Annotated in this window: 18 protein-coding genes; 12 read left to right on the top strand and 6 right to left on the bottom strand. The window is 58.3% G+C overall.

The window, feature by feature from the left end:
- The first annotated feature begins 50 nt into the window (after positions 1–50).
- Genes OIM99_RS19695 through OIM99_RS19685 form a run of 3 tightly spaced genes read left to right on the top strand, consistent with a single transcriptional unit; the run spans position 51 to position 1,477 of the window.
- Positions 51–812, top strand: coding sequence for a hypothetical protein (locus OIM99_RS19695; RefSeq protein WP_311852153.1), 762 nt, complete (start codon positions 51–53; stop codon positions 810–812).
- On the top strand, positions 805–1,125 hold the full coding sequence (locus OIM99_RS19690) for a hypothetical protein (protein ID WP_311852152.1): 321 nt from the start codon (positions 805–807) through the stop codon (positions 1,123–1,125). Before OIM99_RS19695 ends, OIM99_RS19690 begins: the two co-directional genes overlap by 8 nt.
- A complete protein-coding gene (locus tag OIM99_RS19685) occupies positions 1,112–1,477 on the top strand; it encodes a hypothetical protein (protein ID WP_311852151.1) in 366 nt (121 codons plus the stop codon). Before OIM99_RS19690 ends, OIM99_RS19685 begins: the two co-directional genes overlap by 14 nt.
- A 109-nt stretch (positions 1,478–1,586) precedes the next feature.
- Here the strand turns inward: OIM99_RS19685 and OIM99_RS19680 are convergent, their stop codons facing one another.
- The 4 genes from OIM99_RS19680 to OIM99_RS19665 all read right to left on the bottom strand — a co-directional run bounded on the left by OIM99_RS19680 (position 1,587) and on the right by OIM99_RS19665 (position 5,892).
- Entirely contained in the window at positions 1,587–2,402 is an 816-nt protein-coding gene (locus tag OIM99_RS19680) for a porin family protein (RefSeq protein WP_311852150.1), read from the bottom strand.
- A 199-nt stretch (positions 2,403–2,601) separates the two neighbouring features.
- Complete coding sequence (locus OIM99_RS19675) at positions 2,602–4,236, bottom strand: GGDEF domain-containing protein (RefSeq protein WP_311852149.1); 1,635 nt, start codon at positions 4,234–4,236, stop codon at positions 2,602–2,604.
- A gap of 454 nt (positions 4,237–4,690) precedes the next feature.
- Positions 4,691–5,107, bottom strand: a complete 417-nt coding sequence (locus tag OIM99_RS19670; RefSeq protein WP_311852148.1) for a CBS domain-containing protein — start codon at positions 5,105–5,107, stop codon at positions 4,691–4,693.
- Positions 5,108–5,244: 137 nt separating this feature from the next.
- On the bottom strand, positions 5,245–5,892 hold the full coding sequence (locus OIM99_RS19665) for a TetR family transcriptional regulator (RefSeq protein ID WP_311852147.1): 648 nt from the start codon (positions 5,890–5,892) through the stop codon (positions 5,245–5,247).
- A gap of 89 nt (positions 5,893–5,981) precedes the next feature.
- On the opposite strand from OIM99_RS19665, the gene OIM99_RS19660 reads away from it, so the two are divergent.
- From OIM99_RS19660 to OIM99_RS19650, 3 genes are all read left to right on the top strand, one after another.
- Entirely contained in the window at positions 5,982–7,151 is a 1,170-nt protein-coding gene (locus tag OIM99_RS19660) for an efflux RND transporter periplasmic adaptor subunit (protein ID WP_311852146.1), read from the top strand.
- Positions 7,151–10,288 carry an efflux RND transporter permease subunit gene (locus OIM99_RS19655; protein ID WP_409371527.1) on the top strand — a complete coding sequence of 1,046 codons (3,138 nt, stop codon included), beginning with the start codon at positions 7,151–7,153 and terminating at the stop codon, positions 10,286–10,288. The genes OIM99_RS19660 and OIM99_RS19655 overlap by 1 nt, the downstream gene beginning before the upstream one ends.
- Before the next feature lie 329 nt (positions 10,289–10,617).
- The gene (locus OIM99_RS19650; protein ID WP_311852145.1) at positions 10,618–11,049 is read left to right on the top strand and encodes a response regulator; all 432 of its coding nucleotides are present in this window, start codon (positions 10,618–10,620) and stop codon (positions 11,047–11,049) included.
- A 264-nt stretch (positions 11,050–11,313) separates the two neighbouring features.
- Here OIM99_RS19650 and OIM99_RS19645 read toward each other — a convergent pair whose 3' ends face one another.
- Complete coding sequence (locus tag OIM99_RS19645; protein WP_311852144.1) at positions 11,314–11,748, bottom strand: EamA family transporter; 435 nt, start codon at positions 11,746–11,748, stop codon at positions 11,314–11,316.
- A 196-nt stretch (positions 11,749–11,944) separates the two neighbouring features.
- Between OIM99_RS19645 and OIM99_RS19640 the strand changes: the two genes are divergently transcribed.
- The 5 genes from OIM99_RS19640 to OIM99_RS19620 all read left to right on the top strand — a co-directional run bounded on the left by OIM99_RS19640 (position 11,945) and on the right by OIM99_RS19620 (position 14,936).
- On the top strand, positions 11,945–12,742 hold the full coding sequence (locus OIM99_RS19640) for an AraC family transcriptional regulator (protein WP_311852143.1): 798 nt from the start codon (positions 11,945–11,947) through the stop codon (positions 12,740–12,742).
- A 103-nt stretch (positions 12,743–12,845) separates the two neighbouring features.
- A complete protein-coding gene (locus OIM99_RS19635; RefSeq protein ID WP_311852142.1) occupies positions 12,846–13,136 on the top strand; it encodes a recombinase-like helix-turn-helix domain-containing protein in 291 nt (96 codons plus the stop codon).
- Positions 13,133–14,140, top strand: coding sequence for an aromatic ring-hydroxylating dioxygenase subunit alpha (locus OIM99_RS19630; RefSeq protein WP_311852141.1), 1,008 nt, complete (start codon positions 13,133–13,135; stop codon positions 14,138–14,140). Before OIM99_RS19635 ends, OIM99_RS19630 begins: the two co-directional genes overlap by 4 nt.
- A gap of 164 nt (positions 14,141–14,304) precedes the next feature.
- Positions 14,305–14,748 (top strand): host attachment family protein, encoded by a 444-nt coding sequence (locus tag OIM99_RS19625; protein ID WP_311852140.1) that lies wholly within the window; start codon positions 14,305–14,307, stop codon positions 14,746–14,748.
- A gap of 17 nt (positions 14,749–14,765) precedes the next feature.
- On the top strand, positions 14,766–14,936 hold the full coding sequence (locus OIM99_RS19620) for a hypothetical protein (protein ID WP_311852139.1): 171 nt from the start codon (positions 14,766–14,768) through the stop codon (positions 14,934–14,936).
- Here OIM99_RS19620 and OIM99_RS19615 read toward each other — a convergent pair.
- Positions 14,933–15,886 carry a LysR substrate-binding domain-containing protein gene (locus OIM99_RS19615; protein WP_311852138.1) on the bottom strand — a complete coding sequence of 318 codons (954 nt, stop codon included), beginning with the start codon at positions 15,884–15,886 and terminating at the stop codon, positions 14,933–14,935. The two genes, OIM99_RS19620 and OIM99_RS19615, sit on opposite strands and share 4 nt — an antisense overlap.
- Before the next feature lie 112 nt (positions 15,887–15,998).
- Between OIM99_RS19615 and OIM99_RS19610 the strand changes: the two genes are divergently transcribed.
- Positions 15,999–17,453 (top strand): carboxylesterase family protein, encoded by a 1,455-nt coding sequence (locus tag OIM99_RS19610; RefSeq protein WP_311852137.1) that lies wholly within the window; start codon positions 15,999–16,001, stop codon positions 17,451–17,453.
- Positions 17,454–17,478: the final 25 nt, after the last annotated feature.

Genomic DNA, 17,478 nt, shown 5'->3' with positions numbered 1-17,478 from the left:
CAGCACTCTGCGACGAACCTTGCCCGCCTTTCCGACACACGCGGGGTTTTATGCTCAAATGGAAACGCAAGGTGCGCCTGACGATCTCGGGCGCCGGTGGCGGCGCCGTGTTTGAAGGCTCGCAGGCGCCGGAGGATGGTTTCAAGATCGATTTCAATGTCAAGAAAACCTTAGGCTCCAAGCAAAACAGCGGCACGGTGACGATCTGGAATCTCACCAAGTCGAACCGTGAGAAACTGGGGGAGGAATTTAAGAAGCTCACCCTCGAAGTCGGCTACGAGGACGGCGGCATGGCCGTTCTGGTGGAGGCCGACATTCGCGATGTCGAGCACGACAAATCCTCGCCCGACATTTCCTCGCAGATCTCCTTCGGCGATGGCGACAAGGGCGTGAACAAAGGCGCCGTGTCGAAAACCTTCCCCAAGGGCACCAAGCCTAAGGAGGTCATCCAGCACGTGGTCCAGCAAATGCCTTTTTGCAGGCCAGCGTATTCCGCAGACTTATATCGATGCGCAGGCTCAAGCTGTCGTCTTTCTCGACGATCTTTGTACCCATCGGCCAAGCGATGCTGCCGGTGTCTTGGAAGCAGCTCAGAAAGCTTATGCGACTATTGTCAGTATTCGAGATCGCTTCCGGGCTTAATGTATGATGGAGGCTGCCATGGCCGACCGACGTATATTACGTGGTATTCGCGATCATTTTGCAATGCGTCGCTCAGAATGGGTTTTAGCGATTATATTGGTTGGAATCGGTCTGGCGTTGGAACCTTTGCGTTTGCCGACGTCAGCCGTATCGCGGCTCGGAATGTTTGAAGGATTTATAGCGGAGCGGATCTGGGCTTGGGGCTGTTTGAGTATCGGGCTACTGCGCCTGCTTGCTCTCGCCATAAACGGGACTTTCGCACAAACTTGGTACGGTCATTGGTCGCCGCATGTGCGAGGATCGCTTGCCTTCGTAAGCTGTTATATTTGGACTGCAATATCCATTGATATGTTTAGTCTTGAAATATCGACCCTCGGCCTTTTGGTCTATCCCGGCCTGCTCGTTCTTGAGATCATCAATGTAAAAGAGGCGTGGCGGGATGCTGGCGAAGTAGATCGGAGCACTGCGGATGCAGCCATTTGATCCCACTATCGTCGAGAAGTTGCCCTGGTTGATGCAGGTTGCCGTCTATGTGGCGATTTTTATCGCGACCTCGTTGGCTGTGTTCTGGGGATATCATAAGCAGCCGAGCGAGAGGAAAGAGAAGCAAGAGACCGTTTTTGGCTCCAATTTTTCAGAGATCGCTCTCATGCGTGAGGCGGTGCAAGCGCTGACCCGCATTGCCCAACGGTCTGAGGACTTTGTTAAGTTGATCGATTTGGGGGCGCAGCGCGAGATCAGGATCGTGGATGCTGTGGAGGGAATTCTGGCGCATCTACGGGAGGAGGCGAGCTATGAGCATGGCTGGCGTGCTCGCGAACGCCGACGAGGGTAGAAAGCAGCTCCTGGAAGGACTTCGAGATATTGCGGTCTGAAAAGAGAAACCCCGCCATCGGTAAAGCCGATGGCGGGGTTCTTTTTGTTTGGGCGCTTGACGTCAGCGTTTAGTAGCTGGCGACAACCGGGCCGGCGGGGCCACCGAAGCGATAGTTGATGCCGGCGCGCACGATATGACCATTGTTCTTGAATTTTGCGGTCAGGAATTCAGCCCCGACCGGGTTGAACTGGCCACCGACCGCGGAGCGGCTACCAAGATCATAGTACAGATATTCGAGCTTGGCCGACCAGTTGTTGGAGATGGCGTATTCGACACCGGCGCCCAGTGTCCAACCCGCACGGGTGCTGTTGGAACGAGCCAGAAACTGGCGACCGGCACCGGCAAACTCGTTGAGATGAACGCTGTTGCGCACGCCGCCCAGAGCGAGACCACCGGTAGCATAGATCAGGGCGCGATCGAACGAGACACCGACGCGGCCGCGAAGCGTGCCCAGCCATTCAAGCTTGTTGGTCGCGGATGTGATAACCGCAGCACAGCCTCCGGCGATGGCGCAGGCATTGGCGGAGCCCTTGATATCGGCGCCCTGGAAGTCAACTTCGACACCATAGACGAAGCTGCCCGACTGGACATTGTAACCAATTTGGCCGCCACCGATGAAGCCGTCGCGCTTCGGCGACAGGGAGAATGGCGCCTGGCCAGCGATCTGACCATTGGTGATCAGAGGCGAACCGGAGATGTTCACAGTGCGATCGCCGCTGAACCCATAGCCAGCATTAAGACCGACATAGAAACCGGTCCAGGTGAAGATCGGAGCGACGTAGACCGGAGCGGGAGGAGCGGCGCGGCGCGGAAGATCAGCCGCCAGCGTCGCGCTCGATGCGACCGCGGCGAGCGCCGTACCAATTAAAAGCTTTTTCAACATCAATCAGTCCCCATTTCTGCTGTTGACGAGATTAGACCGCTTAAACTGTAGCATGCGTGACACTTTGATGAAAGTTAAGGCGGCTAACGATATGTCTAAAATTCTACAGATGGGTTAAATTATTATTTTCAAACAGATGCATCGTTAAAAGCGTTTGAGCTAAACGGCGGTGTTGCCCAAGAAGCACACACAAGTTGATTTACTTTGAAGCATCTTGCGGGGTTTTCGGGGTACTCTCGATTGAGGCGTGTGTCTCACCTTCTGATGTATAGCGGACGTTGTTTCGTCCTTCGGCTTTCGCGCGATAGAGCGCAGTGTCCGCATTCTGGACGAGGTCGCTCCAGCCGGCGGTCGTTCGCTCACCATGGGCGATGCCACAGCTGACAGTCAGGTGCAGGGGGGTCTCGTCGATCGTTCCGAATAAATGTGTTTGAACAACCAATCTGATTTTACGTGCGAGGGCCAGCAGGTCTGGCATATTCGTGCCCCGTACGAGAATAGCGAATTCTTCGCCGCCGTAACGTGCAACCAGATCATCCGATCGCAGAAACGTGCGCAGCAGGCCGGCCATTTCGACAAGCACTTGGTCTCCCATCATATGACCATAGGTGTCGTTGACCGCCTTGAAGTGATCTATGTCGAGAAGGATCAACCCGATCTTCGTGCCGGTGAAGTAGCGATCGTCTAGGCCTTGGCCGATCAGATCGAGAAGGCGGCGGTTGGCTAGACCGGTAAGGCTGTCCGTTTCGGCCAATTGTTGCAGCTGTTGTGTTAGCATCTTGCGTTCAATGAGCTTTGCTCGCAATCGATTGATTGCGATGAAAAGCTGAGCCATCTCTCGTGTATGCTGTTTGGAAAACGAAGCCGTCTCGAGTTTGTCTTCCGCCAGACGGAAAACGGCTTGCTGAGCCTGCATCAATGGATCGAAGACCTGCCGGCGGATGGTGATGATAATTCCGATCAATAGGGCAATGATAAGAGATGTTGTCAGGATACCCGTCAGAAGCGTGGATAACACATGATTTCTCGCTTGGGCTGCCTGGAGGAGGGCATCCTCAAGATAGTTGGCGCGAAGCGTTTCCAATGAGCGCATTGTGGGAACATAGCGCGCGGTAAATTCTGGTGATGTGATTGGATAGGCACCGTGCTCACCCTCTGCGATCAGAGTGTGAATCAAGGTGAAAGCGTCTTTTAAGAAACGTTGATCGACGTCCAGTTTATCAGGCTGAAATTGTGACTGAGCCAGAGCCGGTAGGGCGTCGATGGTCTGCCACAAAGCCGTTATCCGTCCTTCTGTACGATAGATATCGGCGATGGTTTGGTTGGGAACGGATACCCCGGCGGCCATTGGCGTGTGCAGGAGTGAACCAAGACGGCCAGCATATTCGCGCATTTCCCCAAGATTTCGACCGATGATGCTGGGGCCAGCAAGGCGCGCGTCCTGCCGAATCATCTGTTCGGCGTATTGGTCGCGGACCGCCCCAAGCCGATCTATGACTGCAAACATGCGATCGACGGCGTGCTTTATGGCAATCAGAGTGCGGTTCTGAGGCGGCGTTGCTGAAACCTGATCAACGGCTTTCCGTCCGGCGACAAGCAAAGCCCGTGTTTCGTCCAAGGCTGCGGCAAGTATCGCGTAGTCGCCAGATAAAGCTGCGACGTTTGCGAGGGCTTGATCGCTTCGGGCCCTGATGGCTGTGAGATTTTGTGCTGCTGTTGGATCGCCAGGGGTGACAGACATGCTTGTATTGGCAGGGCCGCGTTCGGCTGAGATAACGTTGGCGGCTTCTAGGATAAGAATATAAGCGCGTAGATGATCGTGATTGCGCTGCATCTGTGAGAAGTCGAGATAGCTGCGAGAAACAATCACGACGGCGAGGCAGATCAGCTGAACAATGCCAGGCCGACGCCAGTCAATACTATCCGGTCGAGGCTGCGCTGCTTTCGACGGGGCCGGAGAGTGACCTGGGAGAGAAGCGATCTCATCACAGAATGGAAATCAAATTTCATCGGCAATACGCAAAAGGCAGTGAAAGAAATATCGGCGACAGGGATAGCCGGCATATTCGGTACAAACCCTTGCTAAGGCCAGAGTAATGGCGGCTAACCCTTTCTTTGGTTACCTACTTCCAAATGAGCTTAAGTATTGGGTTGTCGTAATGGGATTGGAGGGGGCTTGATGCATCAATCAATTATGAAAAAAAACCGCCCCGATGAGTGAGGCGGGCCTGTATGAGGGCTCAACAGCCGTTCGATTTAGCTGATACTGGGCGGGGAAACGCAACCAATCAATGTGTCGGTTGGGAAATGCCTTTCAAGGCGTTGCCGGCCTTGCTTGCCGTGCTCGATAGAGCAATATCGCCCAAAGAAAGAATGCCAACCAGGCGCTTATCGCGATTGACGACAGGTAACCGGCGAATTTGAGCGTCACCCATGTTTTGGCATATATCTTCAATTTCCTCATCGTCGAAACAGTATTTGACCTCCTGGGTCATAACATCGCGCACAGGTGTGTTCGGAGGTAATCCCTCAGCGACTGCGCGCAACACAATGTCGCGATCGGTGATCATTCCGACGAGGCGGTCTTTCTCGCCGACGGGCATGGACCCCGCATCGAGTTTCGCCATTGCCAGTGCGACTTCCCTGATCGATTGATCCGGGCTCACGACGTGAACGTCGCGTGTCATCAATTTGTTGGCTTTCATGTCGCCACTCCTCACTCGGGTGAACGGGAACTTGGAGTTCCATTCAGAGACGCAGTTGATGTGTCCGACATGTTTTCAATGGACAGCGCTGGCATCGGTTCCGTCTCATCAAAGGAAACTTTGAATGCCGGTGAATGCTAGCGTGAAGTGGAGCTCTCCGACGTAGCCGGCTTGTTCTTCATTGAGGCGAAGAGCTCGGTGATTGAGCAAATGCTGACGTCGATAAGATCGAATTCTTTGCCAAAAATCAGCCAGTCGGTCCAAAGACCGTGCATCATCGCGCCGAAGACGCGAGCGGCGGTTTCGGGGGTCCAGCTTGGTGCCAAAGGTTGCTTGGCATGGGCCATGCGGAAAAGCTTGGCGATGTGGGAGCGCATCTCTCTGTCGGCCTCTTTCTGGCGCCTGAGGGCAAGCGCCATATCTCCGACGTATTCGCAGCGCATGAGCAAAATCGTGTAGACCCGCTGCATGCGCGCGTCGCTTGCGAGCGTGCGCATGCAATCGACGGCTACGTCTTCTAGGAAGCGGAGCGGATCTGGGTGCCCTGCGGTGGAGGCATTTAGAATGATGTCTTCTTGGGGCAGACGGATGCGTTGATGCATGGCCTGGAAGAGTTCGATCTTGTCGGCAAAGTGCCAATAGATTGCGCCACGCGTCACGGCGGCCTCTTCGGCGATGCGCTCAAGCGACGTCTGGGTGACACCGTGCTCGAAAAACAGTTTCTCGGCGGCGTCGAGGATTCTGTTTTTGGTTTCTTCAGCTTCGGCCTTAGTGCGGCGCGCCATTCAGTCTGCCTCTTTACATACGTTCATGTATGTATATATAATCCGCTGCGACTATAAAACCCCCAAAAAACATTATGACCGGCGATGCCATGAGCTCGAAAGCTGACGTATTTCGTATTGTCTCCGCACTAACTGTCACGCTTGTGCTGGCAGCCTGTAACAACGCGACGACACCGCCGGCAGCTCCCCCGCCGCCCAGTGTGTCAGTCACGGAAATCAAGCCGCGTGAAGTGCCGCTGCATTTCCAATACGCCGGGCGCGTGGCTGCCTTCCGCGAAGTGGAGGTTCGGGCGCGGGTTTCTGGCGTGTTGAAGGAAAAGACCTTCGTAGAAGGTTCGACCGTGAAGGCCGGCGACGTGTTGTTCCGGATCGATCCCGTATCCTTCGAAACCGAGGTGGCGCGGGCCAAGGCGCAATTGATGGATGCGCAAGCGCAAGTTTCGCGCACTCAACGCGACGCCGAACGAGCCAAGACCCTTTATGATCGGCAAGTCGGAACGTTGAAAACACGTGATGACGCATTGTCGGCTTATGAGCAGGCGCAGGCTGCCTTGGCCGGGGCCCAGGCCCAATTGCGTGCTGCCGAGATCAATCTTGGTTATACCACGGTCATGGCGCCGATTTCCGGTGTGACCAGTCTACGTATTCTGGCGGAAGGCAGTCTCGTTGGCACAGGTCAGAATGACAGTCTGCTGACCCGCATGAGCGAGATCGACAGGGTCTATGTCCACTTCTCGTTTCCAGAAACCGAATTGGCAGAAATCCGCCGTTTGATTGAGAGTGGCGAGGCCAGAGGCCCTGCGGGAGGCCGATTGCTGGCGACGATCATGCTGAGCGACGGTACGCGCTACGAGCATCAGGGCTATGTCGACTTCACCGACAGCAGTATCGATCTGCAAACAGGCACGGTACGCGGCCGCGCGCTCGTTCCCAATCCAGATCTGAAGCTGCGGCCGGGTCAATTCGTACGCATTCTGGTCGAAGGAGTGACGCGCAAGGACTCGGTTGTCATTCCGCAAGCCGCCGTGATGCAAGGGCCCCAGGGCCAGTTCGTCTATACGATCGATGATAAGAATCTTGCCTCGATCCGTCCGGTTTCGATCGGACGTGACGTGGCGGGTGGCTGGATCGTTGAGCAGGGTCTCAAATCCGGCGATCGTGTCGTGACGGAAGGCATTATTAAAGTGCGGCCGGGTTCGCCGGTCACGGCCACGGTGATGAAGGCTGAGAGCAGCGATCCGTCAAAGGTCACGCGCTGATGACGATCAATCCGTTCATCAACCGCCCGGTTTTCGCGGCGGTGATCTCCGTTGTTTTTGTGCTCGCAGGCCTTGTTGCCATGCGCGTTCTGGCGGTCGAGCAATATCCGCAGATCGTGCCGCCGCAGGTGGTCGTGCAAGCGACCTATCCCGGCGCGAGTGCTGAAACGGTGGCGCAGGTGGTCGCTGCGCCGCTGGAACAGCAGATCAACGGTGTCGAGAACATGCTGTATATGCAGTCGACCAATTCCAGTGCAGGAACGATGCGACTGACGGTGACGTTCCGGATTGGCACCAATCCGGACCAAGCCACCATCAACGTGAACAATCGCGTGCAGCGTGCTGTCTCGATCCTGCCGGCTGAAGTCACGCGCCAGGGCCTGATCGTCAACAAGCAGTCAAGTTCCATTTTGGCACTCGTGACCATGTCGGCGACGGACAAGCGTTACGATTCCATCTTCGTCAGCAATTATGCGCTGCTCAATGTTATCGATGAGCTCAAGCGCGTGCCGGGTGTCGGTGACGCCTCGCTTTTCGGTGCCAAAAATTATTCCATGCGCATCTGGCTGCGGCCGGACAAGCTGGCGCAGTATAATTTGACGCCAGGTGACGTGGCCGCTGCCATTCGCGAGCAAAATGCCCAATTCGCCGCCGGCCGTTTCGGTGAAGAACCGGTGCAGAATGATCTGGCTTTCACCTACTCGGTGAACACCGAAGGCCGGCTTCCGGACGCCAAGGCCTTTGAAGAGATCATTATCCGGTCTGACGAAAACGCCGGGACATTGCGCCTCAAGGATATTGCCCGTCTTGAACTTGGTGCGCAGAACTATGCCTTCAATGCTACCCACAACGGCACGCCGACCGTGCCAATCGGTATTTACTTGCAGCCAGGCGCCAATGCGCTGGGCACCTACGAGGCCATTCAAACCCGGATGGCTGAGCTGCAGAAAACCTTTCCGGCCGGCATAGATTACGCAATTCCCTTCGACACGACGCGCTTCGTTCGCGTTTCGATCGAAGAGGTTGTCAAAACCTTCGTTGAGGCGATGGTGCTGGTCATCGTTGTCGTCTTCGTCTTCTTGCAGAATTGGCGCGCGACTCTCATTCCGATCCTGGCGGTGCCGGTCTCGATCATCGGTACATTTGCCGGCATGTATGCGCTCGGCTTTTCAATCAATCTTTTGACCTTGTTCGGACTGGTGCTTGCCATCGGCATCGTCGTCGACGATGCGATCGTCGTTCTCGAGAATGTCGAACGTATCATGACCCAAGAGAGGTTGCCGCCGAGGGAAGCGGCGATCAAGGCTATGTCGGAAGTGACAGGCCCGGTCATCGCCATTGTTTTGGTGCTTTGCGCTGTATTCGTGCCGGTTGCTTTCATGGGTGGTTTGGCGGGCGAAATGTATCGCCAATTCGCGGTGACGATCGCGATTTCGGTGACGATCTCAGGGATCGTTGCGCTCACGCTGACGCCAGCGCTTTGCGCGCTCATTCTCAAACCCGGTCATCATGAGCCGCTGGCACCGTTCCGCTGGTTCAATCGGGCCTTCGATGCGTTGACGAGCGGCTATACCGCAGGGGTTCGCTTTTTCCTGAAGCGTGCCATGTTGGCTTTCCTGTTGTTCGCCATGCTGCTTGGTGGAACGGGTTATCTGTTCATGCGCTTGCCCGGTGCGCTGGTGCCGGATGAGGATCAGGGCAGTGTTTTCTCGGTGGCGATCTTGCCATCGGCGGCATCGTTGTCGCGTACGCAAACCGCCATGGACACGTTGAACAAAGGGATCATGGATAAATCGGCGGTGGCCGACGTGATCTCCTTCTCGGGCTTTGATCTTCTGGCCGGGGTGCAGAAGCCCAGCGCCGGCGTTTCCTTCGTGCAATTGAAGGATTGGAAGGAGCGGCCGGGCGCGGCAGACAGCGCCGCGGCATTGGCGCGCAGCTTCTTTGCCTTCAACGGTCCGATCAAGGATGCCAACATTTTGGCATTCACGCCGCCGCCGATCATGGGCATGAGCAACACCGGTGGTTTTGAGGCTTTCGTTCAGGATCGCAATGGCGGCGGCTCGCAGGCACTCGCCGCGGCGGCGCAGAGGCTTGTGGAAGCTGCAGCGAAGCGGCCGGAATTGGCTGGCGTACGCACGACTTTTCTGACCGACGTCCCGCAGTATCGCGTGCTGCTGGATCGTGAAAAGGCGAAGGCGCTTGGCGTGCCGATCTCCTCAATCTTCGAGACGATGCAGAGTACGTTCGGCAGTCTCTACGTCAACGACTTCACGCTGTTTGGACGTAACTATCAAGTCAATCTGCAAGCGGAGTCCGACTTCCGCGAACGGCCGGAAGATTTGAAGCAGGTCTTTGTCCGGTCAACGTCGGGCAGCATGATTCCGATCGATACGCTGCTGCGCGTTGAACGCATCATCGGGCCGGATCAGGTCGACCGCTTCAATGCTTTCGCATCGGCCAAGGTCATGGGCAATCCGGCTCCGGGCTTCTCGTCTGGTCAGGCTATCAATGCCATGCGCGAGATCTCCAGCGAATTGCCGGCTGGTTTCCAGTTGGCCTGGACGGGCTCGGCCTATCAGGAAATCGCGACTGGCGGTACGGGCAGTCAGGCGCTTATCTTCGGCCTCATCATGGTGTTCCTGATTTTGGCCGCGCAGTATGAGCGTTGGTCCTTGCCGTTGGCGGTCATTCTCGCGGTGCCCTTTGCTCTTTTCGGGGCGCTGGTCGCCATCTGGCTGCGGGGGCTGAACAACGACGTCTATTTCCAGATCGGTCTCGTGACCTTGATTGGTTTGGCATCGAAGAACGCCATTTTGATCGTGGAATTTGCCGTGTTGAAGCGGCAGGAAGGGCTCAGCATCAAGGAGGCGGCGCTGGCGGCCGCGACCTTGCGCTTCCGGCCTATCGTCATGACGTCCCTGGCTTTCATCCTGGGCTGCGTGCCGTTGGCGATCTCGACCGGCGCTGGCGCCGCGAGTCGTCATTCGATCGGCACCGGGGTTATCGGCGGAATGCTGGCTGCGACGTTTATCGCCATCTTCTTCATCCCGCTCTTCTACAGCCTGATCTCGGGACGTGATCGCCCGGCCAAGCAGGCGGAGGGGGAACAAAGTCGTAAGGACGCCATCGCCTAGAACGTACTGCTGACCTGCAAATGGCCCGCTACCGGTTTCCGGTAGCGGGCCATTTTTTCGTTGGAATGAGGGACTTAAGAAAAGCACTGCGGCCCAGGCGGAACCGGGCTGGCTGCAATTTGGAGGACCGGACGGCGGGGGCGCGTCTTGAACGGAGGCCGGCTCAGGGTGAACCAATCGCAAGGGATCCGCGAGATGTTTCTGGTTCCATATGCCTGTCTAATAGGCTTCTGGAACCGGGTGCGCATTTGTTCGTTATCCGGCTGAGAGGGCAGGGTCATCGGGAACCAGGCCAGAGGGGAACCGGAGCGTAAGAGCGCGGTCGCGTCATGGATAAGCGGGTCGAGCACAGTGCGGATAGACGGCTGGAAGCGGGGCATTCGCCCGTCGGTTCTCAGACGAATCCTGTCGTCCTCGTCGTCGAGGACGAGCCCTTGCAGCGGATGATGGCTGTCGACATGGTCGAGGATGCGGGCTTCGTCGCAGCCGAAGCCGCGGATGCGAGAGAGGCTGAACGCATCCTGGAAAGCCGTCGCGACATTCGCTTGGTTTTCACCGATGTCGATATGCCCAATGGGATGGACGGCATGCAGCTCGCTTCACGTATCCGTGATCGATGGCCACCAATCCATATCATCCTCACGTCGGGGCATGTGATACGGCGCGATGTGGTCCTTCCATCCGGTGCCGTTTTCTTTCCCAAGCCCTACCGGCCGGCCGAAATCATCGCGCAGATTCGGCGCTTCATGACCGAAGATTGAGTGGATCACTCCGTGGTTTCGATGGCCGAGCCGTCATCCCCGTTGTCCATCCAGTAAGGGATTGCGCCGGCTAGAGCTGCAACGGCAATGATGGTGGCCAAGAGCAGAACCAGGGACCGGGAAAGCCTGAAAGGGCGGGCCGTCCGTTTACGGGAGGAATAGCGCATTGGGCCTCACATAGGGGCGATCAGCTGGGGGCGATCAGCGGCAGTGCGAACCTTTCTTCAGTGTAGCGGCCAATATGGCTTTTTTGAAACCGGTTGTTCAGGCCTTGAGCGCGACCAGAACCGTACCGCCGGCGATCAAGGTTACCCCGAGCCAGTTGATGGCCGAAAGGCGTTCGCCAAGGAAGACGACCGCAAAGACTGCCACCAGCAGCACGCTCATCTTGTCGATCGGAGCTACGCGCGCGGCGTCGCCCAGTTGCAGGGCGCGGAAATAGCAGATCCACGAGGCGCCGGTGGCTAGGCCCGATAGGATGAGAAAGACATAGGTTCGACCGGAAATGGATGTCGGCGACTGCCAGTTGCCTGTGGCCGCCAGGATGACGGCGAGCACGCCGATGATCACCAAAGTGCGGATGAAGGTGGCGAAATCGGAATTGACGTTTTGGATGCCGACTTTGGCGAAGATGGCCGTGAGTGCTGCGAAGCCGGCCGACAAAAGGGCCCATATGATCCAGGATGTGTCCGCTTTCATGCCTAGCTCCGCTGGTGGTCGTCCATGAGCCTTCTAGCGCATTGGCCGTCTTACGGCGATTGTCTGGAGGCGATTGCAGACTGGGGTGGCCTGACCGGCGTGGGGAATTGGTCTAGTCTAGGAAGGCAAGGATCAGGAATCTGTAATGCCCGGATCGTTTTCGTCCACGTGGAGAGCCGAGTCTCGGCGGCTCGATTTGGAGACCTGTGCGGTCGAGCTGGTCACCGCCAAGTCTCTCAACCGTCACCGCTTCTTTTATGAGGGAGATCGGGCGCTGATCGCCATCGGCCTGTCAGGCGAGCGGCGTGGTGGCGAGACCAGGACGCGCCACTTTCAGTCGTCCCATCGCGCTCTGGGCGGTTATGTGATGGCCCTGCCGGCGGGCGAACGCCTGGATGGCTGGAGTGAGCCGGCAACCCGGTGTTCGTGGCTGATCCTGTATCTGCGGGATGACTATCAACTGGCCGGCGGCCTTTCTCTTTCGACGTTGCTCAATCGCCCTTACATGCGCACCAATGCCTTCGAACTGGTGCCGCTGGCACGGCGGGCGCAAATGTTCATGGCGCGCGGATCGGATTATCTCGCGCCTTATCTGCAAAGCCTCGTGACGCTTATTCTTCTCGATGAGGACGACGATGCGGCGGCTCCCGCCGATCCGACCGACGGCCCGTTGGGCAAGAGCCGGATCGAGCGGATCAAGCGCTATGTCGATGCGCAGACGCCTGGAACAGTGACGGTGAGCGATCTGGCGAGCGAGCTCGATATGTCGCCTGATGGATTCATCCGTGCCTTCCGGCGGACTTATGGCGTCACGCCCCATCAATATCTGCTCACGCGCCGGCTGGCTGCAGCGGGATCTTTGCTTCGCACCACGGATCATTCCCTCACGCAGATCGCTATGGAAACCGGCTTTGCCAGCTCAAGCCATTTTTCCGCGGCCTTTCGCGCCGAATTTGGCTTGACGCCAAGCCAATATCGTTTGGCGCGGCGGTAAAACGTCGACGAAGTCGTTTTTCCGTAAGCGGCGTCGATTTCGTGAAAGCACGGGCGATTGTTTCCGGCACAGTCTGAGCCGGACAATCTTCGTGGAGCAACCCGTGCCACAGTATAATCCCGATCTGCAACGTCCTGCGAAGGACCGCCCGAACGGCAGCTATGAAAAGTTTGGCGTGATCGACAATGTCGTTCAGCAGACGCGCTCCGGTCCGCCAAGTGCTGCCGAAATGGCGCTGGCCATGGGGCTTGAAAAGGCTTTCCGCGAAGGCGCGACCAGCCTGTCGGGGCTGGTCGCGCATCTGAACGCCGCGGCTGTTGCGTCGCCTTACGGCAGACCTTGGGATGAGACCGAACTCGTCCGCTTTCTCGAACAGCATGGAGGGCTGGCGTGAGCGTTCATATTTCGCCGGATGCGCGAGAAGCGCGCGTCAATCTCGGCTTGCAGCAGCTCTGGTATCCTGTGTTGGCGAGCTGGCAATTGGGCCGGGAGCCGCGCGGCATTCAACGCCTCGGCCAAAACATCGCGGTCTGGCGCGATGAGGCAGGCGGCGTTCGCGCGATCGAAGACCGCTGTCCGCACCGTGGCGCGCGACTGTCGATGGGCTGTTCGCGTGGCGATAAGCTGGCCTGTTGGTATCACGGGGTTGAGGTCGATGCGGGGGGCGTCGTCACCGATGTGCCGGCGACCGATCAATCAGCCATGCGCGGCAAGAAGATTCTGCGATCCTATCCGGCACAGGAAGCCCATGGCGCGATCTTTCTGTGGTTCGGTGAGGGCGAGCCACCGCCGTTGCGTCTCCCCGAACAACTGACCTCGGATGAGTTCTCGGGCTTTCTGTGCACGGCCGTCTGGCGCTGCAACTACCGCTATGCCCATGACAATCTGATGGACCTGATGCATGGCGCCTATCTGCATGCGGTTTCTCATTCGATGTCGGGTGGCGAGAAGCAAGCGCGGATGGAAGTAGCGGATACACCAGATGGTTTCCTGTTCCGCAAAACCGATCAGGCCGACCTGAATTTCGATTGGGTGGAATTCATGGACCTCGATGCGCACTGGATGCGCACGACAGTTCCTTATGGGCCTGAGGCTGGTCCGGGCGGTCCGTTTTGGATCGTCGGTAACGTGGTGCCGATCGATGAGGAAACCTGCCAGGTGTTCTTTTGGCGGCTACGGCGGGTGATGGGATGGCAGCGTGCGGCATGGCGCTTCCTGTATCGCACGCGGCTGGAGCTCAAACATTGGAACGTGCTTGAGCAGGACAGGGAAGTGCTGGAAGGGTTGGTGCCCGCCGCGCGCCAGCACGAAACGCTTTATTCGCACGATGCCGGTCTGGTGCGGTTGCGGCGCTTCCTCAATCAAGCGGCGACACGGGAGCTGGAAAAAGTTCCGTAAAATTCATTCTTTTAGCCCGGTTGCGGCCGCTTTTGATTGGCCTCAGGATGGCGGACCCTGGCGTCCGCTGTCCTGGGGCCGTTCGCACATGGGCGGTCACATTATCGCCGCAGCTAGACCGGCGTAATCGTGCAGGACGTCAGCAGTGACAGAATGGAGGACCAATGACGAATGTCGATCTCCCCCATAAGGCTCATCTTCTGGTCTGCGATGGCGCCAAAGCCCTGTTCTTGCGCAATGATGGCAGTGCGCTGCGGCCGCAGCTCAGTGTCGAGCGCGAGCTGCGCGGCGAGACGGCGCGCACGGGAGCGTTGGCCAGCGATCGGCCCGGGCGGATGAGCACGCCGGCGGGACCAAAGAGCGCCATGGAGCCGACAGATTTACAGGCCCTCGAAGAGGAAGCATTTGTGAAAAATGCGGTGGCCGAATTCGAGACCTATTGCCGCGCGCATAAAGTCAAGCAAGTGATCATCGCGGCGCCGCCGAAATCACTGGCGGTCATCCGTCAGATCGCATCGAAGGAGCTGATGGATCGTTGTGTGGCGCAGGTGGCGAAGGATTATGTCAGCCATCCAGTGTCGGATCTGGTCCGGCTCCTGTCCCGCTGATCGAGAGGAAATGAGTCATGATCAATGACGACAAGCGTAAGGCTGACAAGGCCGAAGTCGATCAGGAACTGACCGACGAATTGAAGCAGACTTTTCCGGCCAGCGATCCGCCGACGATCACGCGCCAACCGCTCGATCGGCAGCACGTGGAGAGCGAAAAACAGGAAAAGAAAAAGAAGAGGGATTAGCGTCGACCCGCTTCCGTCGGCCGATGGGAAGAAGCCGGGCTTCGCCCGGCTTTGCCGTCCAATGCGCGCAACCGCATGGTGATGAAGTCGAGGAATTGGCTGGCGGCGGCGCTTAGCGCACGCCGGCTTGGAAACAGTGCGAAGATGTTCGCATCTGGGGGGCTCCAATCCGGCAATACGCGGACCAATTGCCCGTTGGCAAACTGTGCCTCGCAGCCGGGAAGGGGCAGGGCGACGATGCCGAGGCCGGCAACGGCGGCCGTATGCAGCGCTGAGAGTTGGGTGCTGGAAAAGCGCGGCTCAAAACGCACGTTTTCGGTCTTGCGGCCTTTCGTCAACGTCCAGCGCCAGTCCATCGTCTTGCTGCCGAAGCCGAGACAATCGCATTTCGCCAGCGCCTGGGGGCCGGTGATGGGAGGCTGCCGGGCCATGCATTCGGGACTGGCGACCAGACCATAGGGCGTCGTGAGCAATCTTTTGGCGGTCAGGTCGGAGTCGGGAAGGCCGGTCAAGGCGCCATAGATGATCATGTCGGCGGAGACGGCACGAGGGTCGAAGATCGCCGTGGTCGCATCCAGATGCAGATGCACCTTCGGCGCGATCTCCGAAAATTCGACTGCCCATTGTTCGATGAACATATGGCCGAGCATCGGCGGGCAGATGACATGCAAAGAACCGGATGCCTCTGCGGCGTTGCGATCCGCCAGCGCGAAAATGCCGTCGGCTTGCTCGGCCAGTTTGATGCAATGGGCGTAACATTCCTGGCCGAACGCGGTGAGGGCGAAGCGGCGGCTGCCACGGTGCAGGAGGGGTGAGCCAAGTCGCCGCTCGAGTTCGCTGATACGGCGCGCGACCGTCGACTTCGGCTGATGGAGGCGGCGGCTGACGGCTGCGAAGCCACCGTGATCGACAACGGATTTGAACAGATAGAGGTCGTCCAAGCCGCGCATGATTGGTCCCATTTTTGGTTCAAAATCGTCCCGAAATTAGGCCGATCGGCCAGAAACATCAATGTTACGCTCCCTTCATCAAAGCCGATCTGACGAATTGGGAGCAGCGTGGGTGGAACCGACGATCGTTGAAACGCCGTTTGGTGCGGTGAAGGGAGTGAAGAGCGGTGAGGCCATCGCCTTCCGGCGTGTTCGCTATGCGCCGGCGCCGACCGGTGCCGCGCGATTTGCCTTGCCCGGGCAGCCTGTCACTTGGACTGGTGTTCTCGACTGCACGGCGCCTGGACCTATTCCGCCGCAGAGCCCCTCGCGGCTAGCTAAAGTCATGGGCGATTATCCGGCGGCGCAGGACGAGGATTGTTTGCATCTCGACATCTGGGTGCCGGCGTCGCGCCCGCAGAAGGCGGCGGTCTTGGTTTTCATCCACGGTGGCGCCTTCATGACGGGAGGGGGTTCGCTTTCTTGTTACGATGGCGCGGCTTTGGCGGCGCGCACCGGCGTCATCGTCGTCACCATCACCTATCGTCTTGGTGCCTTGGGCTTCCTGCCGATGGAGCCGGGTGCCCCGACCAATCTTGGTCTGCGCGATCAGATCGCGGCGCTGCGTTGGGTCCAACAGGCGATCGCTTCCTTCGGTGGCGATCCAGACTGCGTGACGGTGGCCGGTCAGTCGGCGGGCGCCTACAGCATCGCGGCTCTGATGGCGTCCGGACAGAAGCTGTTCAAGCGAAGCATCGTGATGAGCGGGCCGCTCGGGCTGATGGCGCCGGACGGCGACAAAGTAGCCGCTCTGCGGCGCGCCTTTCTGCAGGCTCTGGGATTGGACGAGAACGATGGTGCCAAACTACGCGACGTGCCGATCGACGAGATTTTGAAGGCGCAAATCGATTTATTGCGACGCCCGGCGAGCTCGGCGGGCGATGTCTCGCCGCCTTTCGTGCCGATCATCGATGCTGATGTGATGCCGCGCGATCCGCTGCCGGCGCTGCTCGAAGGCGCTGGCCAGTGGTGCGATATGATGATCGGCTGGACGCGCGAGGAAATGGCGGCTTTCTATGTCGACGATCCGAGGCCAAAAGCTGAAGTGGATGAGATCGTTCGTGCGGCCTTTAAGCAGCGCTTTGGTGACCGGGGCGCGACCCTCTACCAGCGGCGCTTGAACAGCCGGGCGCCCGCCTCCTCGTTGGCGGCACTCGGCGATCTTCGTGCGTCCGATATGTTCATCGGGCCGAGCCTGGCCACGGCTGACGCCCGTCGTCGTCAAGGGCGGGCAGCCTACGTCTACCAATTCGACTGGTCGGCACCGCAGAGCGGCGTCGAGGCCTGCCATTGCATCGATCTGCCTTTCCTGTTCGGCGACTTCGGCCGCTGGGATGCTCGGATGCTGAAAGGTGCGACGCTTGAGGAAATGCGAGCCGTTAGCGCGGCTTTTCAAGATGCGCTAACGCATTTTGCCAAAACAGGCGTTCCCGATGCGGCCGATCGGCCCGCTTGGCCAGTATATGGCGAGGCAGGAAACATCATGCATTTCGACCGGCTGATCGCCGCGACGCCGTACGCGGCGTGAACTGATATTTGCGAGGGGAAGGGGC

It is taken from the genome of Methylocella sp. CPCC 101449 (assembly GCF_031921685.1).
Lineage (GTDB): Bacteria > Pseudomonadota > Alphaproteobacteria > Rhizobiales > Beijerinckiaceae > Terripilifer.
Note: the sequence above shows the minus strand (reverse complement) of the source record. Positions and strands in the feature narration are given on the sequence as shown.